Origin of the sequence: Pseudomonas urmiensis (genome assembly GCF_014268815.2) — a bacterium.
Lineage (GTDB): Bacteria > Pseudomonadota > Gammaproteobacteria > Pseudomonadales > Pseudomonadaceae > Aquipseudomonas > Aquipseudomonas urmiensis.
Window position 1 is genome coordinate 170502 of the sequence record NZ_JABWRE020000002.1, and the last position, 24828, is coordinate 195329.

At 63.3% G+C, this 24828-nt stretch carries 21 protein-coding genes and 1 riboswitch; of the genes, 7 read left to right on the forward strand and 14 right to left on the reverse strand.

From position 1 onward, the window contains the following. Positions 1-55: 55 nt before the first annotated feature. Both HU737_RS25935 and HU737_RS25940 read right to left on the reverse strand, forming a co-directional pair. Entirely contained in the window at positions 56-508 is a 453-nt protein-coding gene (locus HU737_RS25935) for a DUF1249 domain-containing protein (RefSeq protein WP_186555626.1), read from the reverse strand. Continuing rightward, positions 499-1116 (reverse strand): NUDIX domain-containing protein, encoded by a 618-nt coding sequence (locus HU737_RS25940; RefSeq protein WP_186555627.1) that lies wholly within the window; start codon positions 1114-1116, stop codon positions 499-501. Before HU737_RS25940 ends, HU737_RS25935 begins: the two co-directional genes overlap by 10 nt. A gap of 184 nt (positions 1117-1300) precedes the next feature. Between HU737_RS25940 and HU737_RS25945 the strand changes: the two genes are divergently transcribed. After that, on the forward strand, positions 1301-2047 hold the full coding sequence (locus HU737_RS25945; protein ID WP_186555628.1) for an RsiV family protein: 747 nt from the start codon (positions 1301-1303) through the stop codon (positions 2045-2047). On the opposite strand, the gene cytX is transcribed toward HU737_RS25945, so the two are convergent. Both cytX and thiC read right to left on the reverse strand, forming a co-directional pair. Then, the gene (gene cytX, locus HU737_RS25950; RefSeq protein WP_186555629.1) at positions 2016-3299 is read right to left on the reverse strand and encodes a putative hydroxymethylpyrimidine transporter CytX; all 1284 of its coding nucleotides are present in this window, start codon (positions 3297-3299) and stop codon (positions 2016-2018) included. The genes HU737_RS25945 and cytX overlap by 32 nt on opposite strands. 145 nt (positions 3300-3444) lie before the next feature. After that, the gene (gene thiC / locus HU737_RS25955; RefSeq protein WP_186555630.1) at positions 3445-5331 is read right to left on the reverse strand and encodes a phosphomethylpyrimidine synthase ThiC; all 1887 of its coding nucleotides are present in this window, start codon (positions 5329-5331) and stop codon (positions 3445-3447) included. 156 nt (positions 5332-5487) lie between these two features. After that, a riboswitch (TPP riboswitch) is annotated at positions 5488-5594 on the reverse strand. 161 nt (positions 5595-5755) lie between these two features. Between thiC and HU737_RS25960 the strand changes: the two genes are divergently transcribed. Further along, positions 5756-7192, forward strand: a complete 1437-nt coding sequence (locus HU737_RS25960; protein WP_186555631.1) for a TolC family outer membrane protein — start codon at positions 5756-5758, stop codon at positions 7190-7192. A gap of 127 nt (positions 7193-7319) precedes the next feature. On the opposite strand, the gene waaA is transcribed toward HU737_RS25960, so the two are convergent. Further along, positions 7320-8591: a lipid IV(A) 3-deoxy-D-manno-octulosonic acid transferase gene (waaA, locus tag HU737_RS25965; protein ID WP_186555632.1), complete on the reverse strand. Its 1272-nt coding sequence runs from the start codon at positions 8589-8591 to the stop codon at positions 7320-7322. A 102-nt stretch (positions 8592-8693) separates the two neighbouring features. Next, positions 8694-9584 (reverse strand): LysR family transcriptional regulator, encoded by an 891-nt coding sequence (locus tag HU737_RS25970; protein ID WP_186555633.1) that lies wholly within the window; start codon positions 9582-9584, stop codon positions 8694-8696. A gap of 86 nt (positions 9585-9670) precedes the next feature. On the opposite strand from HU737_RS25970, the gene HU737_RS25975 reads away from it, so the two are divergent. From HU737_RS25975 to HU737_RS25990, 4 genes are all read left to right on the forward strand, one after another. After that, on the forward strand, positions 9671-10003 hold the full coding sequence (locus HU737_RS25975; protein ID WP_010221561.1) for a DMT family transporter: 333 nt from the start codon (positions 9671-9673) through the stop codon (positions 10001-10003). Between the two features lie 87 nt (positions 10004-10090). Continuing rightward, a complete protein-coding gene (locus tag HU737_RS25980; RefSeq protein ID WP_186555634.1) occupies positions 10091-11266 on the forward strand; it encodes an NAD(P)/FAD-dependent oxidoreductase in 1176 nt (391 codons plus the stop codon). After that, entirely contained in the window at positions 11263-12075 is an 813-nt protein-coding gene (locus HU737_RS25985) for an aldo/keto reductase (RefSeq protein ID WP_186555635.1), read from the forward strand. Before HU737_RS25980 ends, HU737_RS25985 begins: the two co-directional genes overlap by 4 nt. A 37-nt stretch (positions 12076-12112) precedes the next feature. Then, a complete protein-coding gene (locus tag HU737_RS25990) occupies positions 12113-13075 on the forward strand; it encodes a metal ABC transporter ATPase (protein WP_186555636.1) in 963 nt (320 codons plus the stop codon). Positions 13076-13178: 103 nt separating this feature from the next. Here HU737_RS25990 and hldE read toward each other — a convergent pair whose 3' ends face one another. Then, the gene (gene hldE, locus HU737_RS25995) at positions 13179-14600 is read right to left on the reverse strand and encodes a bifunctional D-glycero-beta-D-manno-heptose-7-phosphate kinase/D-glycero-beta-D-manno-heptose 1-phosphate adenylyltransferase HldE (protein WP_186555637.1); all 1422 of its coding nucleotides are present in this window, start codon (positions 14598-14600) and stop codon (positions 13179-13181) included. A gap of 128 nt (positions 14601-14728) precedes the next feature. Continuing rightward, a complete protein-coding gene (gene msbA, locus HU737_RS26000; protein ID WP_186555654.1) occupies positions 14729-16537 on the reverse strand; it encodes a lipid A export permease/ATP-binding protein MsbA in 1809 nt (602 codons plus the stop codon). A 147-nt stretch (positions 16538-16684) separates the two neighbouring features. Here msbA and HU737_RS26005 point away from each other — a divergent pair, with 147 nt between their 5' ends. Then, the gene (locus HU737_RS26005) at positions 16685-17290 is read left to right on the forward strand and encodes a BUD32 family EKC/KEOPS complex subunit (protein ID WP_186555638.1); all 606 of its coding nucleotides are present in this window, start codon (positions 16685-16687) and stop codon (positions 17288-17290) included. Here the strand turns inward: HU737_RS26005 and HU737_RS26010 are convergent. The 6 genes from HU737_RS26010 to HU737_RS26035 all read right to left on the reverse strand — a co-directional run bounded on the left by HU737_RS26010 (position 17279) and on the right by HU737_RS26035 (position 24674). Next, positions 17279-18382, reverse strand: coding sequence for a glycosyltransferase (locus HU737_RS26010; protein ID WP_186555639.1), 1104 nt, complete (start codon positions 18380-18382; stop codon positions 17279-17281). The two genes, HU737_RS26005 and HU737_RS26010, sit on opposite strands and share 12 nt — an antisense overlap. A 118-nt stretch (positions 18383-18500) precedes the next feature. Further along, positions 18501-19457 (reverse strand): glycosyltransferase family protein, encoded by a 957-nt coding sequence (locus tag HU737_RS26015; RefSeq protein ID WP_186555640.1) that lies wholly within the window; start codon positions 19455-19457, stop codon positions 18501-18503. Positions 19458-19506: 49 nt separating this feature from the next. After that, complete coding sequence (locus HU737_RS26020) at positions 19507-20910, reverse strand: PIG-L deacetylase family protein (protein WP_186555641.1); 1404 nt, start codon at positions 20908-20910, stop codon at positions 19507-19509. Next, on the reverse strand, positions 20907-21803 hold the full coding sequence (locus HU737_RS26025; RefSeq protein ID WP_186555642.1) for an antimicrobial resistance protein Mig-14: 897 nt from the start codon (positions 21801-21803) through the stop codon (positions 20907-20909). Before HU737_RS26025 ends, HU737_RS26020 begins: the two co-directional genes overlap by 4 nt. Continuing rightward, positions 21803-22933, reverse strand: coding sequence for a glycosyltransferase (locus HU737_RS26030; RefSeq protein ID WP_186555643.1), 1131 nt, complete (start codon positions 22931-22933; stop codon positions 21803-21805). The genes HU737_RS26025 and HU737_RS26030 overlap by 1 nt, the downstream gene beginning before the upstream one ends. Then, a complete protein-coding gene (locus HU737_RS26035; RefSeq protein WP_186555644.1) occupies positions 22917-24674 on the reverse strand; it encodes a carbamoyltransferase family protein in 1758 nt (585 codons plus the stop codon). Before HU737_RS26035 ends, HU737_RS26030 begins: the two co-directional genes overlap by 17 nt. Between the last annotated feature and the right edge of the window lie 154 nt (positions 24675-24828).

Sequence of the window (24828 nt, forward strand, 5' to 3'; positions counted from 1 at the left end):
TTATCGCCTGTGCAGGGTTTCGCGCAAACACTCGAAACCGACCCAGCTCACATTTTCAGCGTACGACTGCCAGCTCGTGGCCGCAGGCCAGGCAGTGACTCAACCATTCACCGAGGAACAGGTTGAGCTGGGCCTTTTCGTCCGGCTGGTGCATGCCGGTATTGGGGTACGGATAAATGCTGCGCAAACGCCGCGCGTGCTCGGCACTGACCACCTCGGCCATGCGCGCATCGTGGTAGACCTGCACTTCCAGCTGCGGCACTGGCAGCCACGGCAGGCTGTGTTCCTGGCGCACGCGCAGGGTAGTGGTATAGGGACAGGTCAGCACCACTTCGAGCACCAGCACGCCAAGCATCTGGTCGCCCTGGGTCATGCCAATACGGCGCGAGCTCTGCGTGCTGCGCATATCGGGCAGCAAGCGCATCAGCCGGGCATAGTTGGCCTCGCAGGCTGATTGCAGCCCGACCAGATCGACCCGATAACGCTCGCGCAACAGATTCACTTCCACATACCTCGTACTTCGTCACGATTGAGCGCCAGCCATTGCAGGCCGATGATCGCTGCGGCGTTACAGATGCGGCCATCGCGCACCGCCTGCAAGGCATCTTCGAACGACCAGACCGTTACCCGGATATCCTCGCCCTCTTCTTCCAACCCATGCAAGCCACCCGCGCCCTCGCTGACGCAGCGCCCCAGGAACAGGTGAACGTACTCATCGCTGCCACCGGGCGAGGGGAAGTACTTGGTCATTGGCCACAGGGCAGAGAAGGTCAACCCGGCTTCTTCTTCGGCCTCGCGGTGGGCGACCTCTTCCGGCTGTTCATCCTTGTCGATCAGCCCGGCGACCATTTCGATCAGCCAAGGGTTGGCGACTTTGCCCATGGCGCCCGCACGAAATTGTTCGATCAGCACCACTTCATCGTGCTGCGGATCGTAGGGCAGCACGCAGACCGCATCATGGCGCACGAACAGCTCGCGGCTGATCTCGCGTCCCATGCCACCGGCGAACAGCTCGTGGCGCAGGTGGACCTTGTCGAGCCGGTAAAAGCCTTGGAAGCAGTTCTCGCGCTTGACGATCTCGACCGCCTGGGGCAGCGAATTTGACGTATCTGTCATTGGAATCCTCATGACCTCGTGTACCGCATCGCGCCATCCTACTCTGCGTCCGGCTGGGTTTCATCCCTTTCAAGCGACCGTTCATGCGTTCGGGACAGGCAGTAATCTCTCTGATAGCTTAGTGGCGAACCGAAGGCTTTGCCGACGGTCCAAGGCCGACTATTGCTGTTCTACAAGGATCATCATGACGCTTGTCAAACTGACTTCCGTGGCTGTGCTGGCTGTGGCGCTGAGCGCCTGCCAGAGCCTGTTCACGCCCAACTATCGGGCCCCGCTCGAGGTCAAGCGCGACGCCTGGGAGCACGTCAAGCCGGGCTGCAGCGAAAGCGACTGCCCGCTGGTGAACATCGACACCATTCACTTCCCCGACCTGCCCAAGCTCGACGCCATCGTCGAGCGCCGCCTGCTGCAACTGACCGAGGACAACCAGCGCAGCAGCGCGCCGACCTCGCTCAAGGCCTATGAAGATCAATACCTGGCCAGCGCCGACAAGCGCAACAGCAGCTACTTGCAAGCCAAGGTACGCGAGCAGCATGACGGGCTGGTGATCATCGAGCTGTCCAGTTATCTGGACAGTGGTGGTGCCCATGGCATGCCTGGGCGCGGTTTCATCAACTATTCGCGCAAGCAGGACAAAGTCCTGACCCTGCAAGACATGCTGGTGCCGGGCCAGGAAGAGACGTTCTGGAAAACCGTCGAAGAGTCGCACCGTGCCTGGATGATCAGCACCGGCATGGACAAGGACCCGGAATTCGTCAAGACCTGGCCGTTCAAGAAGTCCCCGCACATCGCCCTGACCTATGGTGCGGTCGTGGTGAAGTACGAGGTCTATGCCATCGCGCCCTATTCCATGGGCCACATCGAGCTGAAAATCCCTTACCCACGCCTGAACGGCGTGCTCAAGCCTGAGCTGTTTCCCGGGCGCGGCTAAGGTTTAGCAGCCCGTATAGCACCCCTGCCAACAGCACTGCTGGCAGGGTCGCGCCCACCTCTGGCGCCTGGCTGGCCATTACGTGATAGGCCGCCACTCCCGCCACCCAGGCCAGCAGCGCCTGCCAGTGCAGACCGTCGACCCGCAGCGGCATCTGCCGACGGCGAATCACGAAGTGATCCATCAGCACCACGCCGAACAGCGGCGCGAACACCGAGCCGATCAGCAGCAGGAAGTTCTCGTACTGGGCCAGTGGCGCCAGGTAGGCGATCAGCGTGCACAGCACACCAATGGCCAATGCCAGGTGCTCGACCTTCAGGCGCACCAGCAACCCGCTCGAGACCGCGCCGGAATGGATATCGGCGAAGGCGTTTTCGGTTTCGTCGAGCAGAATCAGCAGCAGCGGGATACCAAGACCGGCACCGGCCAGTGCCAGCAACAACGCATTGGCTTCGCCACTTGGGGCGAACGCCAAGGTGTAGGCCACGCCCAGGCTCATCAACCAGGCGTTACCCAGCAAATAACCCAGCGCGGTGCCGGCGAACACCCGGCTGGCGCGCTGGGCGAAGCGCGAGTAGTCGGCAATCAGCGGCAACCACGACAGCGGCATGGCGATCACGATGTCAAAACCCACTGCCAGCGACATCGAGCCATCGCCGGCACGGTTCCAGATCTGGGCCAGATCGGCCTTGGCGAACAGGTTCCAGGTCAGCCACAGGCAGGCGCCGAGCAACAGCCAGATGCCCCACTTGCGCAGGATCTTGCGCACGAACGTCAGCGGTCCGCAGATCGCCAACAATGTGGCCAGGGCGCCGAAGCACAGGGTCCACAGCAACGGGCTGGTCCAGGCGCTGCCTTCACCGAAGGCGCGTGCCGAAAGCAGGCTGGCGGCGTCGCGCATGACGATGATCTCGAACGAGCCCCAGCCGATCAGTTGCAGCAGGTTGAGCACTGCCGGCAAGCGCGCGCCATGTCCACCCAACGTCAAGCGCAGGGTGCCCATCGCCGACAGGCCGGTGTCGCTGCCGATCACCCCGGCGGCCGCCAGCAGCAGCACGCCTACCGCCGTGCCAAGGACGATGGCCAGGACCGCGCCAGCCAGGCCCAGGCCGGGGGCGAGCATGGCGCCGACTTGCAGCACCATCAAGCCGGTGCCGAGGGAGAACCACAGGACGAACAGGTCGCGAGCGCCGAACAGGCGTTGGCTGGCGGGGATCGGGTGATCGGGGGAAAAGTGGCTGGGGGTGCTCATGCGTTGACTCGCCGCAAAGGTTGGAGTGGGGGAACGTGGGGGCGGACTTGCCCCGCGATAGCATCAGCAGGTGCAACCTGGTTGCCTGCGCTGACGCTATCGCGAGGCAAGCCCGCCCCCACGATTGATCGAGCCCTGAAAGCCTCTAGACTTTCTGGTACAGCTGGCTACCTGCCTGGCGGAACCGCTCGGACTGCTCGCGCATGCCCTGCTCAACCGACACATCCACGGCATCGATCCGCTGGTTGGCAGCGTACTCGCGCACTTCCTGGGTGATCTTCATGGAGCAGAACTTCGGCCCGCACATCGAGCAGAAGTGCGCGACCTTGGCCGATTCCTTGGGCAGGGTCTCGTCGTGGAACGCGCGCGCGGTGTCTGGGTCCAGGCCAAGGTTGAACTGGTCTTCCCAGCGGAACTCGAACCGCGCCTTGGACAAGGCGTTGTCGCGAATCTGTGCGCCCGGATGGCCCTTGGCAAGGTCGGCGGCATGCGCGGCGATCTTGTAGGTGATGATGCCGGTCTTGACGTCATCCTTGTTCGGCAAGCCCAGGTGTTCCTTGGGCGTCACGTAGCAAAGCATGGCGCAACCGAACCAGCCGATCATCGCCGCACCGATACCGGAGGTGATGTGGTCGTAGCCCGGCGCAATGTCGGTGGTCAGGGGGCCGAGGGTATAGAACGGCGCCTCATCGCAGCACTCCAGCTGCTTGTCCATGTTTTCCTTGATCAGTTGCATCGGCACATGCCCTGGGCCTTCGATCATGCACTGCACGTCGTGCTTCCAGGCGATCTTGGTCAACTCGCCGAGCGTCTCCAGCTCACCGAATTGGGCCTCGTCGTTGGCATCGGCGATCGAACCCGGACGCAGGCCATCACCCAGCGAGAAGCTGACGTCGTAGGCCTTCATGATCTGGCAGATTTCATCGAAATGGGTATAGAGGAAGTTTTCCTGGTGATGCGCCAGGCACCACTTGGCCATGATCGAGCCGCCGCGGCTGACGATGCCGGTCACCCGCTTGGCAGTCAGCGGCACGTAGCGCAGCAGCACGCCGGCGTGAATGGTGAAGTAGTCCACGCCCTGCTCGGCCTGTTCGATCAGGGTGTCGCGGAACAGCTCCCAGGTCAGGTCCTCGGCCACCCCGCCGACTTTTTCCAGGGCCTGGTAGATCGGCACGGTACCGATCGGCACCGGCGAGTTACGGATGATCCACTCGCGGGTTTCGTGAATGTGCTTGCCGGTGGACAGGTCCATCACCGTGTCCGAACCCCAACGGATGCCCCAGGTCAGCTTGGCGACTTCTTCCTCGATCGAAGAACCCAGGGCGCTGTTGCCGATGTTGCCGTTGATCTTCACCAGGAAGTTACGGCCGATGATCATCGGCTCGAGCTCGGTGTGGTTGATGTTGGCCGGAATGATCGCGCGGCCACGGGCGATTTCTTCACGGACGAACTCAGGGGTGATTTCTTTCGGGATGCTGGCCCCGAAGCTGTGGCCGGCATGCTGCTGGCTGAGCAGGCCGGCGGCGCGGGCCTCTTGCAGTTTCATGTTCTCGCGGAGGGCGACGTATTCCATCTCGGCGGTGATGATGCCCTGGCGCGCGTAGTGCATCTGCGTGACGTTGGCGCCGGCCTTGGCCCGGCGCGGATTGCGCACGTGGGCAAAGCGCAGTTTGGTCAGCTCGGCGTCGTTCAGGCGCTGCTGGCCGAAGTTCGAGCTCAGGCCTTCGAGGCGCTCGGTGTCACCGCGGTCGTCGATCCAGGCCGAGCGCACATCGCCCAGGCCCTTGCGCACATCGATGATGACCTCAGGGTCGGTGTACGGGCCAGAGGTGTCATACACCAGCACCGGCGCGTTGCTTTCGCCGCCGAAATCGGTGGGGGTGTCATCCAGGCTGATTTCACGCATGGGTACGCGAATGTCGGGGCGCGAGCCTTGGACATAGACCTTGCGGGAACGGGTGAAGGGTTGCACGGACTGCTGATCGACTTGCGCCGATTCGCTGAGGTTGATCGTTTTTTCTTGTTTGCTCATCACAGGCTCCAGACGGCTTCCTAGCGGCGGAATGTCGGGGAGAACCTGAATGACGCGGACGCAGCCCTAGAGGGGTGCAGTGCCGGATACCTGGAGTGCCATTGAGCGTGTGAGCTGCTCGACAAATCCCGGACCTGGCACAAGAGACTCGCCGGGAAAGCGAGAAATCTTGTTCCCTACGCAGGCGTTAACCTGATCAGGTTCAACGGGATCCGCACCTATGCGATCTCAGCCTTTGCTTCAAGGCACCCCGACAAGAACATGCGCAGTCTAGACTGGAGTGGCAGCTCAAGCCAAGAGTGCTTGTGACACGGATGATGAAAGGCGCAACTGACCGATTGTTGCCGGCGGCGCGCGGCACTACACTGGCCCATCGCTCGAAACTCAACAGTTCAGTAATTCAAACTCGTACAAGGATTGCCCTATGCTGCGCAAACTTTCACTGGCGATTGCCGTGTCTTGTGCGTCCAACGGAGCGGTATGGGCAGCGGATGTGCCCATGACGATCAAGACCGACCTGGTCAGCGTCTATCAGGAGGCCGCCAGCAACAACGCCGACCTCGCCGCCGCCCGTGCCGACTACGGCGCCCGCCGCGAGGTGGTGCCGCAAGCCCGGGCAGGCCTGCTGCCGAATCTCTCGGCCGGCGCCGAGATGATGAATACCCGGACCAAGCTCGACGAGCCCTCGATCACCTCCAATCGCAGTGGCAACTCGTGGAGTGCGACCCTGTCGCAGCCGATCTTCCGCGCCGACCGCTGGTTCCAGTTGCAGGCGGCCGAAGCGGTCAACGAGCAGGCCGCGCTGGAACTCTCGGCCACCGAGCAGAACCTGATCCTGCAAACCGCGGAAAACTACTTTGCCGTGCTACGCGCCCAGGACAACCTGGCCTCGACCAAGGCCGAGGAAGCGGCCTTCAAGCGCCAGCTGGACCAATCCAATGAACGCTTCGACGTCGGCCTTTCCGACAAGACCGACGTGCTGCAATCGCAGGCCAGCTACGACACTGCAAGGGCCAATCGGATCATCGCCGAGCGCCAGGTGCAGGACGCCTTCGAAGCCCTGGTGACCTTGACCAACCGCGAATATGGCTCGCTGCAAGGGGTGGTTCACAGCCTGCCAATCCAGGTGCCGACCCCCAACGACGCCAAGGCCTGGGTCGAAACGGCAGCCCGGCAGAACCTCAACCTGCTGGCGACCAACCACGCCGTCACCGCCGCCGAAGAAACCCTGCGCCAGCGCAAGGCCGGCCACGCGCCAACCGTGGATGCGGTGGCCCGCTATCAGAAAGGTGACAACGACAGCCTTGGCTTCACCAACCCCGCGCCGCAAGCCGGGGTGCGTTATGGCGGCGATGTCGAGCAGACCAGCATTGGCTTGCAGTTGAATATCCCGATCTACAGCGGCGGCTTGACCAGCTCGCAAGTGCGCGAGGCCTATCAGCGCCTGAGCCAGAGCGAGCAACAGCGCGAAAGCCTGCGCCGCCAGGTGGTGGAGAACACCCGTAACCTGCACCGAGCAGTGAACACCGATGTCGAGCAGGTACAGGCGCGCAAGCAGTCGATCATTTCCAACCAGAGTGCGTTGGAAGCGACCGAAATTGGCTATCAGGTAGGTACGCGCAACATCGTCGATGTGCTCGATGCGCAGCGTCAGCTGTACACCTCGGTGCGCGACTACAACAACAGCCGCTATGACTACATCCTCGACAACCTGCGCCTGAAGCAGGCGGCCGGGACCTTGAGCCCGCAAGATCTGCAGGATCTGGGGCGCTACCTGAAGGCCGATTACAATCCGGACCGGGATTTCCTGCCGCCGGACCTGGCGGCGGCAGCGGCGAAGAATTTCGAACGCAGGCCCTGAAGGCCAGGCTAGACCGGCCTCGTCGCGGGGCAAGCCCGCTCCCACGCTGTCGACGCACCCTCATGAACGTGCAACACAACGTGGGCGCGGGCTCCCCCCGCGATGAGGCCCGAGAGGACCGCCTCGTTCAGCGAATCAGCGCGCCCAGCCCATCTAGCAACCGCTGCAACGCGCCTTGATTGGCCTGCATCACCGCCCGCCCCGCCTCGCCCATGCGCCGCGCATCCTGCGGCAACTCAACCAGCCGGCGCACAGCTGCAGCCAGCCCCTCGGCATCGTCCACCGCCTGCAAGGCCCCGGCATCGCGCAGCATCGCGCTGATCTCCAGGAAGTTGAACACGTGCGGCCCCATGATCACCGGCAGCGCCAGCGCCGCCGGCTCCAGCGGGTTATGCCCGCCAGTGGCCACCAGGCTGCCGCCAACGAAGGCGATATCGGCCAGCGCATACAAGAACAGCAACTCACCCATGGTGTCGCCCAGTAGCACCCGCGTCTGGCCATCGACTGCATCGCCGCTCGAACGCCGCACCGTGGCGAACTGCTCACGACACAGCTCATGCACCGCGTTGAACCGCTCAGGGTGGCGCGGCACCAGGATCAACAGCGCATCGCCGTGCACTTCCAGCAACTGCCGATGGGCCTCGAGCACCAGGGCATCCTCGCCCTCATGGGTACTGGCGGCGATCCATACCGGACGCTGCTCGGCCTGCCACTGCTCACGCAATTGCCGGGCGCGCGGCAACAGCTGCGCGTCGAGCTTGAGGTCGAACTTGATCGAGCCGGTCACCTGCACGCATTCGGGCCGCGCGCCCAGGCTGCGAAAGCGCTCGGCTTCGACCTCGGTCTGCACCGCAATCAGGTTCATTTCGGCCAGCATGGGCCGGGTCAGGCCGGCGAAGCGCCCATAACCACGGGCCGAACGCTCAGACAACCGGGCGTTGGCCAAGGCCACCGGGATGCCGCGCTTGGCGCACTGATGAATGTGGTTCGGCCACAACTCGGTTTCCATGATGATGCCCAGCCGCGGCCGCACATGATCAAGAAAGCGCCCTGCAGCCCACGGCAAGTCGTAGGGCAAGTAGCAGTGCTGGACGCGCGGCTCATCGGCGAACATCGCGCGAATCCGTTCCGAGCCGGTCGGGGTCATGCAGGTCAAGGTAATGGGCAGGTCTGGATAGGCCTTGAGCAAGGCCCGCACCATTGGCGCGGCAGCGATGCTTTCACCGACCGAAACCGCATGCACCCAGATGCCACCCTGCTGCATGGCCGGCAGACCCAGGGCGAAGCGCTCGCCGATGCGTTGGCCATACGCGGGCGCCTTGCGCGCCCGCAGGAACAGGCGCAGCGCAACCAGCGGCAGGCCCAGGTGAAACAGCAAGGTATAGAGGGTTCTGTTCATGGCGGCGCAGTTTACTAGGAACTGTATGAAAAGGCCTGCGCTTAGGCCTGTCCGGTAAAAAAACGCCACACAATCACTTGCCCGGCCGCTTTTCCTACAGCCCTAGCCAATTGCCCGCAGGTGCACGGCGAAACGTTCCGCAAGCCATTGTGCTGCCGGCCCCAGTGGCTGATCGCGACGCCAGGCCAGCTCCACCACCAACGCAGGCGGGCGCCACTCACTGTCGAGCTCGACCATCTGCGCCTGATAGGTCGGGTACTGCACCACATGCCGCGGCAACCAGGCCCAACCCAGGCCACGCATGAGCAGCTCGGCCATCGCATAGAAACTGTCGGCCCGCCAGATCTGCGGGCTGATCGCCTCGCCGCCGGGATAACCACTCTGTTGCGGGGTGATCAACAGCTGCCGATGGCGGGCCAACTGCTGACGATTGACCCGCCCCTCGCGGGCCAGCGGATGATCGACGGCGCACACCGTGACCATTTCCACGCTGCCCAGGGCGCGCCGCTCCAGTGAGGCAGGAATGCGCTCGTGGTGAAAGAACAGGCCCAGGTCGGAGTGGCGCTCGACCAGCTTGCGTGCCACATCGCCCTGGGCGCCGCTGGCCAACTGCACCTCCAGGAACGGAAAGCGGCTGGCCAGCTCATCCAGGCTGTCGATTACCGGCTGGTAAGGCATTGCCTCATCCTGGGCCACCCGCAGCAGTGCCTCCTGGCCGCGCATCAATGCCAACGCCCGCCCCTCCAGGCGCTCACACTGGCGCAGCAATTCGCGGGTATCTTCGAGCAAGGCCGCGCCGCGTTCGGTCAATTGCGGCTGACGCCCACTGCTGCGCTCGAACAGCGTCACGCCAAGGTCGGCCTCCAGCAGAGCGATGGCGCTGCTCACCGCGGACTGCGCCTTACGCTGTTCGCGGGCAACCGCAGAAAACGAGCGCAGCTCAGCCACCCGGACGAACAGACGCAGCTGTTCAAGGTTCCACTGCTCGGCCATCAACCTATCTCCTTATATGATAGGTAATGACTTTACCGCATCCCAGGAACGCCTAAAATGCCTGCCTAGCAACCGAGGATCACCGCATGAACGCCTACACCTACCTGGCCATCGCCATCTGCGCCGAAGTCATCGCCACCGCTTCGATGAAAGCCGTCAAGGGCCTGAGCACTCCCCTGCCACTGCTGCTGATGGTCTGCGGCTACGCCGTCGCGTTCTGGATGCTGACCCTGGTGGTGCGCAGCATCCCGGTGGGCATTGCCTACGCCATCTGGTCGGGCCTGGGTATCGTCCTGATCAGCATCGCCGCGCTGGTGATCTACGGGCAGAAACTGGATGTCCCGGCCATGCTTGGGATGGCCATGATCGTCGGTGGCGTAGTGGTGATCCAGGTGTTCAGCAAGACCGCTGGACACTGATCCAGCGCACGCTGATAAGCCCTCACGCCAGCCTCGATCGCAACACCCTGTATACTGCTCAACTGTCCCAGTATTCGAGGTGCCCGCATGCCATCTGCCATTTCCACTGACGTGTTGATCGTCGGCGCCGGGGTCGCAGGCCTCTGGCTCAATGCCCGCCTGCGGCGCCTGGGCTACTCGACCGTGCTGGTGGAACGCGCCAGCCTCGGCGGCGAGCAGACCATCAAATCGCAAGGCATCATTCACGGCGGCATCAAATATGCCCTGACCGGCAGCCTGACCGGCGCTTCCGAAGCCATCGCCGACATGCCGCGCCGCTGGCGCGACGCGCTTAACGGCAGCGGTGAGCTGAACCTGGATAAGGTCCGCCTGCTCTCCGACGCCCACTACCTGTGGTCGCCCGGCAGCCTGCTGGGCAATGTCACCAGTTTCTTCGCCAGCAAGGCCATGCGTGGCCGAGTCGATCAGGTCAAGGGCGAGCAACTGCCGCCAGCCCTACAAGACCGTGCCTTCAAGGGCAAGGTCTATCGCCTGGCCGAACTGGTCATCGACGTGCCCAGCCTGCTGGCCAACCTGGCCGAGCTGGCCGGTGACAGCCTGCTGGCCGGCGAGCGGATCGAACCGCTGCACGACGCTGACGAGCTGGTCGGCCTGCGCGTCGACGGCCGCGACATTCGCGCCCAGCGCATCGTCCTCAGCGCCGGCGCCGGTACCGAAGAGCTGCTCCACGCCCTGGGCTTGAGCCAACCCGCCATGCAGCGCCGACCACTGCACATGGTCCTGGCCAAAGGGCCGAACCTCAAGCCGCTGTATGCCCACTGCCTGGGTGGCGGGCCAAAGCCACGCATTACCGTGACCACCCACCCGGCCGCAGATGGCCAGTGGGTCTGGTACCTCGGGGGCGATCTTGCCGAAGCCCATGGTGTGGCCCGCGAGCCGGCTGCACAAATTGCCGCCGCACAGAAAGAAGTCGCCGACCTGCTGCCCTGGGTAGACCAGAGCCAGGTCCGTTGGGCCACCCTGCGCGTCGATCGCGCCGAGCCTGCGCAATCGGGCCTGGTCCGCCCGGACAACGCCTTCCTCGCCGAACAACAGCGCCTGCTGGTTGGCTGGCCAACCAAGCTGGCCTTGGCCCCGGACTTCTCCGACCGGGTACTGGCAAGCCTTGAGCGTGACGGCATCCGCCCGGCAGCCCAACCTGATCTGGCCGACCTGCCGCGCCCCGCGCTCGGCGTTGCGGCCTGGGAGCAACTGCTGCCATGACCCTGCCAACCCTGCATGACCTGCACCGCGCCTTGGGTAGCACCGGGCTCAAGGTTTCCCCGCTGGGCCTGGGCACGGTCAAACTCGGCCGCGACCAGGGCGTCAAATACCCCAACGGCTTCACCATCCCTGGCGACGACGATGCGCGCCTGCTGCTGGCCCAGGCCCGGGAGCTGGGGATCAACCTGATCGACACCGCCCCGGCCTATGGTCGCAGTGAAGAACGCCTCGGCCCGCTGCTGCGCGGCCAGCGTGATCAATGGGTGATCGTCAGCAAGGTTGGCGAAGAGTTCGAGGACGGCCAGTCGCGCTTCGATTTCAGCGCGGCGCACACGCGTTTTTCCGTTGAGCGCAGCCTCAAGCGCCTGGAGACCGACCACATCGAACTGGTGCTGGTGCATTCGGATGGCAACGACCTGGCGATCCTTGAGCAGCAAGAGGTCTATCAAACCCTCGCCGCCCTCAAGCAAGAAGGCAAGATCCTCGGCTTTGGCTTCTCCGGCAAGACCGCTGCGGGCGGGCTCAAGGCGCTGGAGCAAGGCGACTGTGCGATGGTCACCTACAACCTCAACGAGCAAGCCGAACGCCCGGTGCTGGACTACGCTGCCGAGCACGGCAAGGCCATCCTGGTGAAGAAGGCCCTGGCCAGCGGTCACGTATGCCTGGCGCCCGGGGTCGATCCGGTGCAGGCCAGCTTTGAGCTGCTGTTCGCCCACCCAGGGGTGAGCAGTGCTATTGTCGGCACCATCAATCCGCTGCACCTGGCCCATAACGTGGCCACCGTCGCCCGCATCCTGGGCCAGCATTGAGCCGACCTGTCGGCAGTTCTGCGCAAGGAGGAGCCTCGTGCCGCGTACGCTGATTCGCAAGAACCCGAGCAACTTCAAGACCCTGCCGCTGCACGTCGAAGCTACCCCGGACGGCCTGAGTTACCAGAGCATCGGCATGCCGCTGAACTTCGCCCAGACCCTGCAACGGCGCAAGGCCGTGCAGTTGGCCGACAGTGAACGTTTCGTGGTCGAGTTGGCCAACCTGGGTGTTTCGGTACGCCTGACCCTGCACTGGCAGAATCGCGATTACTGGGTGCTGGTACGCCAGCGCCGCCAGGACCGTGGCGATGTGGTGCTCAAGCTGATTTCCGGCTACGTGCCAGCGCAGGAGCTCAACCTGCCGCTGCACACCGCGATCCAGGAAGTTGCCGAAGAGTGCCTGCTGGAGACGCCCGAAGGCTGGCTCGGCGGGCGCTTCAACGATACCTGGCTGCCCGCCCCGTATGCCGCGGCCCTGCACTACCGCGAAGCGCTGCCCTTTGTGCTCACCCCGCAGTCGGGCGCAGCGCGACCGGTGCACTGTGCCAACCTGGTCTTGATGGAACGGCCACGAGCCTATGTGCACCTGCCGACGGCGTCATTGCAGCTGATCTATGACCTGCGTTTGCAGGTGCCGAGGGAAGCCAAGTCGCTGAGTCTGTTTCATGTCGATGAACGGCTCGAAGGTGATCAATTGGTCGCCCGCCTCAATCGCAAGCGCCCAGATCTGTACCTGATGCCGCTCAAGGACGGGCAGCCGACTGCCGAGCTTTACACCCTGAAGAAAGATGAGCTGATACCTGCCAGTACCCGTGGCCTGTACCTGGCGGAGAGCTTTGCCCAGCAGGAAGGCTGGGTGGTGCGTGATGAGCGGATTCGCTGGAAGGAATGGGTGAGGCAGCAGGGGCTGGTGGAGCCCAAGCCGGATTCGCGGATGCAGCGCTTTACCGGTAAGGCGCGCGCGCTGCTGGAGCGAGCCAGGACAACCCTGCAAAAGTAGCTAGATGCATCGCGGGGCAAGCCCGCTCCCACCCCGCGCCCCACGTCTTTCTCGGCAGTGGAGTGGGGGCGTGGGAGCGGGCTTGCCCCGCGATGGACTCAACTCAATTCTTGCGAATTTTCTCGACGATGGCGGTGGTAGAGCTGTTCTCCACCAAGCCAAGCACCTTCACCGTACCGCCGTAGCCTTTGACGATATCGGCCCCGACCACCTGGTCGATACCATAGTCGCCGCCCTTGACCAGCACATCCGGCTTGACCTGGCTCAGCAGGTTCTCAGGCGTCCCCTCAGGGAAGCTGATCACCCAGTCCACCGCGCCAAGGCCTGCCAGTACCGCCATGCGCCGGTCGACACTGTTGATCGGCCGACCCGGCCCTTTCAGGCGGCTGACCGAGGCATCATCGTTGACCGCCACGATCAAACGATCGCCCTGGGCCCGCGCCTGCTCCAGGTAGGTCACGTGACCGGCATGGAGAATGTCGAAGCAACCGTTGGTGAAGACGATCTTCTCGTTGTGCGCGCGTGCGTCGTCAATCGCCAGCAACAGCTGGTCAAGACTCAGTACGCCGCGCTCGGAGCCTTCCTCACGCTGAATCGCACGGCGCAGCTCCGGAGCACTGATCGCCGCAGTACCCAGCTTGCCGACCACGATGCCGGCGGCCAGATTGGCCAGAGCCACCGCATGTGGCAGATCCTCGCCAGCGGCGATGGCAGCAGCCAGGGTCGAGATGACGGTATCGCCGGCACCGGTAACGTCGAACACTTCACGCGCTCGCGCAGGCAGGTGCAGGGCCGGGTGATCGGCGCGTATGAGGGTCATGCCATGCTCGCCACGGGTCACCAGCAGCGCGCCCAGCTCCAAGTCCTGCATCAGTTGCAGGCCCTTGGCGACCAGGTCGGCCTCATCGACGCAGCGGCCGACGATGGTCTCGAACTCGCTCAGGTTCGGCGTGATCAAGCTGGCGCCACGGTAAATCGAGAAATCCTTGCCCTTGGGGTCGGCCAACACCGGAATGCCCTTGGCACGAGCGGCCTGGACCAGGCTCTGGTGGTTCTTCAGGGCGCCTTTGCCGTAGTCGGAAAGGACCAGCACCTTGACCCCGTCGAGCAGGTTATCGACCTCTTCGCCCAGCGACAGCGGGTCGGTGGCGAACGGTTCTTCGAAGTCAATGCGCAGCAGTTGCTGGTGACGGCTCATGACCCGCAGCTTGACGATGGTCGGCTGGTGGGCGATGCGCTGGAAGATCGAGCGCACACCCGCCGCTTGCAGGCTGTTGGCCAGGCTATCGGCAGCTTCATCCTGGCCGGTCACGCCAACCAGCGATGCCGGGGCGCCGAGCGCGGCGATGTTCAGCGCGACGTTGGCCGCGCCGCCTGGGCGATCCTCGATCTGTTCGACCTTGACCACAGGCACTGGCGCTTCCGGCGAAATACGTGAAGTACCGCCATGCCAGTAGCGGTCGAGCATGACATCGCCGACCACCAATACCGGGGCTTGATCGAAACGCGGCATGGACAACTTCATGGGCAACCCATATGGAAAAATTAACAGGGGCAGGATATTAGCACAGGGTAGGCGATGGCTTTACGGCCAACCTGCACCAGACAATCGCAGTGACAATCGGGGCCGCTAATGGCCCCGATTGAAGTGTTTCAGGTGATATCGACCTTTTCTGGCTCGTCCAGGCCCATGGCGTGCAGGCGGGCATAATAGCCATTAGCCTGCAACAACTGGGCATGAGTGCCGCGCTCGACCAATTTGCCCTGGTCCATTACCAGGATCATGTCGGCCTTCTCGATGGTCGACAGGCGGTGGGCGATGACCAGGGTGGTGCGGCCCTTCATCACATGATCCAGGGCTGCCTGAATGTGCCGCTCGGATTCGGTATCAAGCGCCGAAGTCGCCTCGTCGAGAATCAACAAAGGTGCGTTCTTCAGCAATGCCCTGGCGATCGCCAGGCGCTGGCGCTGGCCACCGGACAGCAGCACGCCGTTCTCGCCAACCTGGGTATCGAAGCCCTTGGGCAGCTGATCGACGAAATCCTTGGCATAGGCATCGGCTGCGGCAGCTTCGATGGCCTCACGCGGTGCGCCAGCCAGGTCGCCATAGGCGATGTTGTTGGCCACGGTGTCGTTGAACAGGGTGACGTGCTGGGTCACCTGGGCGACGTGCCGGCGCAGGTTGCGCAGCTTGTACTCTTCGATCTCGACGCCATCGAGCAGGATCTGCCCTTTGTCGTGGTGGTAGAAGCGCGGAATCAACCCGGCCAGGGTCGACTTGCCGCTACCGGAGCGACCGACCAGGGCAATCATCTGCCCAGGCTCTGCGGTGAAGCTGATGTCGCTGAGCACCTCGCGCTCGGTACCTGGGTAGGTAAAGCTGAGGTTGCGCACTTCCAGACGACCGTCGACCCGCTCTTTTTCCACGGTGCCGGTGTCCTGCTCGGGCTTCTCGTCCAACTGCTCGAAGATGCTCTCGGCGCCGGCCAGGCCCTTCTGGATGGTCGAGCTGACTTCCGACAGCTGGCGAATCGGCTTGGGCAGCAGGCCTGCGGCGGTGATGTAGGCGACCAGGTCACCCGCCGAAGCATCGCCACGCAGGAACAGCACCAGGAACATCAGCGAAGCCATGGCGCTGTAGATCACCAACTGCAGCATCGGCGTGTACAGCGCGCCGGTCTTGGTCATGCGCAGCTGCTTGTCGGTGTTGCTCTGGCTGGCGGCGCCAAAACGGCGCTGCTCGTAAGCCTCGCCGCCGAAGCTACGCACCACGCGATAACCCTGAATGGTTTCGGAGGCAACGTGGGTCACGTCACCCATGGCCACCTGGATCTTCTTGCTCTGCTTACGGAATTTCTTGCTGGCGGTGCTGACCATCACGGCGATGATCGGCAGGATGGCGAGCATTACCAGGGTCAGTTTCCAGTTCATCCACAGCAAGTAGGCGAACAGGAAGACCACGGTCAGACCTTCGCGGATCACCACCTTGATCGCATCGGTGGCGGCACCGGTGACCATGGTCACGTTGAAGGTGATGCGGGAAATCAGGTGACCGGAGTTGTGGTTGTCGAAATAGCGGTTGGGCAATACCAGCAGCTTGTTGAACAACTCAACGCGCAAGTCGTGCACCAGGCCCAAGGAGACCTTGGCCAGGAAGTAGTTACCCAGGAACGAGCCCAGGCCTTGCCACGCGGCGATCAGGATGATCAGCAGCGGCACTGCCTGCAGCAGCTGCAGGTCACGCAGATAGGGGACATTGGGGAACAATACCGCTTGCGGATTGCTCAACCCATCGACGAAATACTTGAGAATCCCCGCCAGCATCGGCTGAGTCGAGGCGAAGATTATGAAACCAACGATACTCAGCATGAAAATGCCAATGTAGGGTTTCACGTAGCTCAACAGCCGGAAATAGATTTTCAGGCTGGAGGTGTGCTCCGCAGGTAGCGGTGTTTCGGCCATCATCGAGCTCACTGTTCAGGTTGAACCGCAAATTTTAACACAGGCGTTTCCTTGCCAAAGTATCGGGCAACACCATCATGGTACTGCTGCCTGTTTTTCGGCATTATGGCCGGTCATTTTTGCTTGCCAGACGACAAGGCCCTATCCATGCAATGCTCCCGGCTCTCCCAGGTCGACTTCGATCAGCTGACACTTGGCGCCCAGGTGCTTGAGGCAGATAGCCACGGCGCCAAAGTCTACCTGCTTGAGGATGGAAATATCCTCAAGGTTTTTCGTCGCAAGCGATTGATTTCATCTGCGCTGCTGCGGCCGTACTCGCAACGCTTCGTCGACAATGCCGCGCGCCTGGCGCAATTGGGCATCCCCACCCTCGAAGTGATCAGCCAGCACAAGCTCGAGCTGCCGGGGCGCACCGCCGTGCTCTACCGTCCGCTGCCAGGGCGCACCTTGCTGCAGTTGTCACGCGAAGCGGGCTTCAGCTGGGACAGCTACCTGCCAAGACTGGTCGAGCTGATTCGCCAGCTGCACCGCTCGGGGATCTACTTCCGCTCGCTGCACCTGGGCAATGTGGTTGAAACGCCTGACCAGCAACTTGGCCTGATCGATGTGGCCGACATGCGTTTTCTGCGCGCCCCACTGTCGTCACGCATGGTTCGGCGCAATGTGCAGCACATGGCGCGTTACATCGAACGGGAAAACCTCGCCAGCCGCTTCCCTCTCGCCGAGCTTGAGGCGGCCCTGCTACCGGGCTGAGCCCGAGCCACGCAGCAGCTCGGCCGAGCCTTGCTGGAAAGCCCGCCAGGCCTGCTCCGGCGCCAATGCCTGGCGTTGGCGCAGCGCCACCTCAGCAGCATCGAGCTGTGCACAGCGGGCGATTGCCTGGGCCCAGGCCTGGGTATCCCCGACCGGCAGGTAGCACCCCCCCTCAGCCAACTGCTCGCGAAACACCGCAAGGTCGCTGCACACTACCGGCACATCGGCCATCACCGCTTCCTGCACCACCAGGCCCAAGCCCTCGGCGCGCGAGGGCACCAGCAGCCAGTCAAAGGCGCGATACAGCTGATGCAGGCTTTCCCGGTGGCCGCACAGCCAAACATTGGCTGACAGCCCCAGCGCCTCGATTCTTGCCTGAAGACTGGCCCGCAGTGGGCCCTCGCCCAGTATCGCCAGGTGCAGATCGGGCTGGCCGGCATGGGCCTTGGCGAACGCCTCGAGCAGTACCTCGAAGCCTTTGCTGGCTACCAGGCGACCCACCGCGCCGAAAATCTGCCCTTGTTGCGGCAAGCCCAGGGCCTGGCGGGCCTGATCCTGGGTCAGCAAGCTGGCAGAGAATGCCGCAGGATCCAGGGCCATGCGCAACGTCCGCACCGGGCGGCCAAGATCCTGCTCAAGCGACTGGGCCAAGGTCTGCGATACCGCTGCAATATCCAGCCGATCGAGCGGGACGCTCAGCAACAGCTGAACATCGGCGCGGCTCAGGCGAGTTTCGCCATGAAACAGGATCGCCGCCCGCACGCCCGGCAATTGCTGCAGCAGCGGCAGCACCAGTCGGGCGACCCCGACCCCATCGAGCAACAGCACATCGGCCTGGGCAGCCAGCAATGCTCGGCGCAGCCGCCGGCGCAAAAAAGGCACCAGCAAGCGCCAGGCATGACGGCCCTTGAGCGCGCGCTGCGGCATGTTCCACTGGCGCGTGCTACCCACACCGCAGCTCAGTTCGCCGCCAAGCAGCAACCAGTTACTGATATGCGCGTGCGCCCCAGCCTGGCTCAGCACCTGATGGTGAACCTTGTGGATCGACATGTAGGGCGAGCCGCCGGCCCACATCATGTTGACGATATTCATGCGCATGACTCCGCGCGTGCGAGAAAGCCTGCCGTTACAGCGGAATCAATAAACAAAAACAGTGTTTCCCATTTCAAACACATCTTGAGGCGCGACCAGTGAACAACCCACTGCCGACTCAGAACCCCAGGCTCAAGCGCAGTCGCTGCCAGGCCGACACAGGTGCGCGCGGGCGCAGCGGCGGGCGCATATGCTCGACGATATCTCGTCCAACTTGGGCGAAACTGAAGCGTGAAACGGCCAGTTCACGTCCGTTCACGGCAATTTGCCCAGCCAGCGCCGGATCGGCACGCAGCACCTTGAGCTTTTCCTGCAACGTCGGGATGCTGTCGTACAGCACCACGTTGTGCATGTCCTGCAAGCCTAGAGCACGGTTCTCGGCTTCGCCTTGATCGAAGGCGAGCAACACGCAGCCACAGGCCATCGCCTCGAAATTCTTGATCATGTATTCGCCCATGCCGACATCGGCACTGACGAAGAAACGAATACGGTTGAGCGTGTTGCAGTAGTCCTCGCCCGAATTGGTCCGAGTGACCACCAGGTTCTCGACCTGGCCCAATTGATCGAGCAGCGCCTTGCGGCCACTGTAGGCGACGCTTTTGGTGCTACCAACGAAGGCCAACTCGATATCGCGCGCTCGCCCTTGGTCGACCAGCAACTGCTCGTCATAGCCCTTGGGCACGAACACCGCGTCGAAGCCCTCCTGACGCAGACGCTCGCTGACCATGAAGCCCGAACTGATCACCCGCGCCCACGGCAGCTTGCGATAATGCTCGCTGAACTTGCCGGTGTACTTGCAGGGGATGTAGTTCTGGTAGGCGTCGTGCTCAAGAATGACCAGGTTGGGCACTGTGCGAATGAAAGCGGCCTGGCGGATCTCCTGCTTGAAGCGCAGGAAGAAGACGATGCGATCGTAACGCTCGACGTCCACTTCGCGCTTGAAGTAGCGGCGCAGGTTGCGTTGATCGTCGCTGCTCAGCCAGCGCAGGTCGCACTCGCAGTTGGCGGCAACACCGTCGTAGAGGCGGTCAAGGATCGCCCGCTGTTCCTTCTGCACCAGAAATAGGACTTTCATTGCGTTCCTTGGGCTCTCTACGCCATCGCGATCAATCATAGGTCAGGGTCTACAGTTCTCGGCGCCAGAACAGCTCATGACGGCGCACCGCCTTACGGAAAAACTCGTTCTCGCCATAGGGCGATGGCTGGCGCCCGGCCAGATAGCGCTGGAGCAACCGACGCAGGCGGCGCTTGAACGGCGCTGGCGGCTGCAGGTCGTGCATCATGCCCAGGGCCATTGCCTTGTCGCGCTGGGTAGGCAGATCAAGCGGCAGGCTACATGGCGCCCACGCCTGTTCAGCGCTCAACTGCGGCGGCAAGGCCACGCCATCGCCGCTGTCGCCCATCGGCCAGCGGTCGTTGTCATGCAGGTGGTTGGCGTAGCACAGCAACGTGCTGGGCTGCCAAGCTATGCCCTGCAACGCCTCGAGTACCGCGGCCTGGGCGCAGAGGTGATCGGGATGGGGGTCGAGGGTTGGATGCGGCATTACCAGGATTTCTGGCTTGGCCATTTCCAGCAGCGCCCGCAGGTCAGCCAACAGATTGTTCCAAGTCGGCTCGCCGTCGGCGTCGGCCGGCAGCGGGAAAGGGTTGAAGCAGCGGAAGGGGCGGATGTCGGCCATGTCGGCTTCACGCGAGGCGGCAGGCTGATCTGGCGCGGCTTGCATGGTCGGCAACTGCAGGCAGAAGTAACCCAACTGCACGCAGCGCGACTCCGGCACCCCAGCCCAACGCGGCACGGCAATGCTGTCCCAAGCACGCAGGCGCCCTTTCAGGCGCGCGGCCTCGGCCTTGGCCAGGCCCATCTGCTGATAATGTTCGGCTTCGATCTCGCCAGCGGTCAGGGTCACCACCCAGGCTTCATCGGCCTGGCTGTAGAGCCCATAGGCGGCCAGCTCGGCATCGTCGGCATGCGGTGCGATGACCATGATGCGGCGACGGCGCAACTCGCTGTGCGGGGTTATCCACAGGCGCGGCGCGCCTAGCAAGCGGCAGTAGCGGCCGCGCAGCCGCAGGCGACCAGCGCTCAAGGCGTCGCCCAGGCCGGTCAGATTGAGAAAACGCAGGCCATCGGCGCCACGTTCGAAGGTTTGCTGATCGACCTGCTCGCCATCGAGCAGCTCGACCCGCGGATCGACGAAGCGACCGAGCCAGCCGCTCTTGACCCGGATTTCCAGGACCAGGGTTTCATCGCCGGCCAATTGCGCATCCGTCGCCAGCAGCCCATCGCTCAGGCTCGTCGCGGCCTCGCGGGTCTGCTCGCCAAAGCGATACTGGTAGTCCTCACCCGGCGAATAGAACAGGTGATCGGCAAACCAGGCTTCATGGGCCGACCAGATCAACGGCAACAGCAGCAGCGGCAACCACCACCAGCTGACAACGCCCAACACCAGCAACAGCAGCAAACCTGCCAGCAGACCTAGGCGCTTGAGGCGCCGGTGGCGTTTGAGCAACTGCTGCTTGCGGCTCATACCTGATAGACCGGCACAGAGGTGCACCAACGGTCCTTGTACTCGCGGTCAGCACGACCGAAAGAGAACCGCAGCGGCTTGTTGCGCGCCCGGGCATCTTCCCAAGCGGCCTGGGTATTGAGGAAGCTCAGCACGCTACCCGGGCTGAACGCCTTGGTTTCGGGGTCTACCCCACCGTTGACGTATTCGACGCTGATCCATTCTGGCGCTTCGACGCGGTACACCAGCTGGATCGCAATCGGTGCGCCGTCGAGCAGCAGCACCGAACCGATCAGCAGCTCGCGCAGCCGCTCCAGCACTTCGGCCATGCGCTCGGCGCCAGTGGCCGGAAAACCCCAGCGACGCTGGAACAGGTCGCAGTACATGGCGGCGATTTCAGTGGCGCTGAAGTCGCTGATCGGCCGCACCACGCCGCCCGCCTCTTCCAGCAGACGCAACTCACGGCGCTGGTTGTAGCGAAACTTCTTCGACAAGTCTTCATGGGCGCGGGCCATCGCCAACTGCTCGGCTTGAGCCTTGAGGCCGATAAAGCGGCCCTGGTTCAGCTCAGACAGATAGCGCCCAGCATGGCGCAACGGCGCGCCGGCATCAGCGGCCGCCGGCAGGATCAGCTCGGCGTTACCCAGGTCGAACAGGCCTTTCTTGCCTTGACGCTTGAGCACGTCCTTGGACAAGGCCAGATGCCGCCCCCAGGTAGGAATCGCCGCTTTGAGCTCACCGTTGTGCTGCCAGCCCAGATAACGCACAGGGATCTGCGCCAGGTCCGCCAGTTGTTCGATCACCAAGGGGTGAGTCGCCACGCTGCCGCCGAAGCGTTGCCAGGCGTCGGCGTAGGCCGATGCGTCGATGGCCTGCCAACCGCGTTCACGCAGCGCGCGGATATGATTGAGCATCACGGCTGCACCGCCAACGCCCGCACCTGCGGCAGTTGCCAGAAGGTGTCGCGTACCGCCTGGTCGCTGAAGCGCTCGTGCAGGCGTTGCAGCATGTGCGCGGCACACGCCTGGCGCTGCTCGGCATCCAGCCCGGCCATGTGCTTCAGGCCCTGGGCCAACTGCCCGGCATCGCCGAGCGCGAACAACACCCCCACGCCTTCGACCACTTCACGCGCGCCGCCGCAGGCGGTGGCCAGCAGCGGCACACCAGCGACCATCGCTTCGAGCAGGACCATGCCGAACGGCTCATGGTCGGAGCTCAGGGCAAACACGTCGAATGCCTGGAAGTAGCGCCGAGCGTCCGGCACCTGCCCCAGAAAATCGACCTGAGCGGCAATGCCAAGCTCGGCGGCCAAGGCCTTGAGCTTATCTTCCAGGCGCCCGCTGCCGAGCACCGCCAGGCGTGCGCCAGCGGGCAGCTCCGGTAGCGCCTGGGCGAAGCCTTTGAGCAGGGTCGCTTGGTCCTTGTCCGGGTGCAGGCGACCGACGTTAGCGACAATCCACGCCTGCGGGTCCAGACCAAGCGCACTGCGCGCGGCGTCCCGAGCAACCAGGCTGGCCCGCAGGCCTTCGACATCGATGCGGTTGTACAGGGTCTGGATTCGCTCGGCCGGCCAGTTCGGCAGGCAGCGGCGCATGTCATCGCGCACTGCATCGGAAACCCCGAGCAGGCTCAGGCGCTTACTGAACAGATTGGCGAACAGTCGGCGGCCTTTGCGCTGGTAGTCGCCAAAGGCGTGGTGCACGCCGATCACCGGCAGCTTGGTGCCGAGCAAGGCGACGTAGATCGGCTTGAAGCGATGGGCGATGCAGAAACTGAAGTTGCGCTCGGCGGCAATTTTGCGCAAAGCAGCAATGGCGCCCAGCTTCAGGCCGCGAACGGCCTTGGAGCTGAACTCCAAAAATAGCACCTCATCCGACGCACAGCCGGCCGCCACCTGCGGGTCGGCCTTGCCGGTGAGGAACACCGTGGTCACCTGATAACCGCTGCCCTGGAACAGGCTGGCGTACTGACGGGCACAATCCAGGAAAGGCCCGTCATAGCCATGGCAGAACTGCAGGACGCGCGGTTCAGAGCGGCTGGTCATAAGGCGCGGCGCCATCCTTGACGACCAGAATGTCTTCCATGATCAGGTACTGCAGGTCCGAGCCGAAGAACATGTTCAGGGCATCGGTCGGCGAGCAGATCATCGGCTCGCCACGACGGTTGAGCGACGTGTTGAGCGACACGCCGTTACCGGTCAGGTCTTCAAGCGCCTTCATCATGTCGTAGTAGCGCGGGTTGTACTCGCGCTTGAGCACCTGGGCGCGCGAGGTGCCGTCTTCGTGGACCACTTCTGGCACACGGGTTTTCCACTCTTCAGCCACTTCGAAGGTGAAGGTCATGAACGGCGCCGGGTGATCGACCTTGATCATCTGCGGCGCGACGGTGTCGAGCATCGACGGGCAGAAAGGCCTCCAGCGCTCGCGGAACTTGATCTGGTGGTTGATGCGGTCGGCCACGCCTTCCACACTCGGACAGCCGATGATCGAACGACCACCCAGCGCCCGCGGACCAAACTCCATACGGCCCTGGAACCAGGCCACCGGGTTGCCGTCGACCATGATCTTGGCGATTTGCTGCGGCATGTTGTCGAGCTTGCGCCATTTCGGCTGGCTCGGGTGACGGGCACAGGCCGCGATCACGTCCTCGTTGGAGTACGCAGGGCCGAGGTAGACGTGTTCCATCTTCTCGACCGGCACACCACGGGCATGCGACACGTAGGCAGCAGCGCCCACGGCAGTACCGGCGTCACCGGAGGCTGGCTGGACGAACAGCTCCTTGACGTCGGAACGGGCGATGATCTTCTGGTTGAGCTTGACGTTCAGCGCGCAGCCGCCCGCGAAGGCCAGCTTGCCGGTTTCCTTGAGGGTGTCGCCCAGATAATGATCGATCATCTGCAGGGCGAGCTTCTCGAACAGCGCCTGCATGCTGGCCGCGTAGTGGATGTACGGCTCGTCGGCGATATCGCCTTCGCGCTTGGGCCCCAGCCACTCGATCAGTTTCGGCGAGAAGTAAAAGCCCTTGCCCTTCTCTTTATAGCGGCGCAGGCCGATGACGTTGGCGTACTCGGTGTTGATCACCAGTTCGCCGTTCTCGAAGCTGGCCAGGCGCGAGAAGTCGTACTTGCTGGCATCGCCGTACGGCGCCATGCCCATGACTTTGAACTCGCCATCGAGCATTTCGAAACCGAGGAACTCGGTGATCGCGCCGTACAGGCCGCCCAGCGAGTCTGGATCGAAGAACTCCTTGATCTTGTGGATCTTGCCGTTTTCGCCATAGCCAAAGAAGGTGGTGGCGTACTCACCCTTGCCGTCGATGCCGAGGATCGCGGTTTTTTCCTTGAAGCCCGAGCAGTGGTAAGCACTGGAGGCGTGAGCCAGGTGGTGCTCGACCGGCTCGATCTTGATCTTCTTCGGATCGAAGCCCAGTTGCTCCAGGCACCAGACGATCTTCTTGCGGTAGCGCTTGTAGCGACGGTTGCCCATCAGGATCGCGTCGAGGGCGCGGTCCGGGGCGTACCAGTAGCGCTTGGCGTAGTGCCAGCGAGCCTTGCCGAACAGGCTGATCGGGGCGAAGGGAATGGCTACCACATCGACGTCCGACGGCTTGATGCCGGCCTGCTCCAGGCAGAACTTCGCCGATTCGTAGGGCATGCGGTTCTTCGCATGTTTGTCACGCACGAAGCGCTCTTCTTCGGCGGCGGCAATCAGCTTGCCGTCGATGTACAGGGCCGCGGAAGGGTCATGGCTAAGGGCGCCGGACAGGCCAAGAATCGTCAATGCCAAGGGTCTAGCCTCTTCATTCGGTAGAGATGCGCCATCGGCCTCGTGGGCGGAGGACGGCTAAAGGGCGGGATTATAACGCAAAGATGGCCCGGCGCGATGGCGTGGGAGCGGGCTTGCCCCGCGATGGTGGTGGATCTGCTGACACCATCGCGGG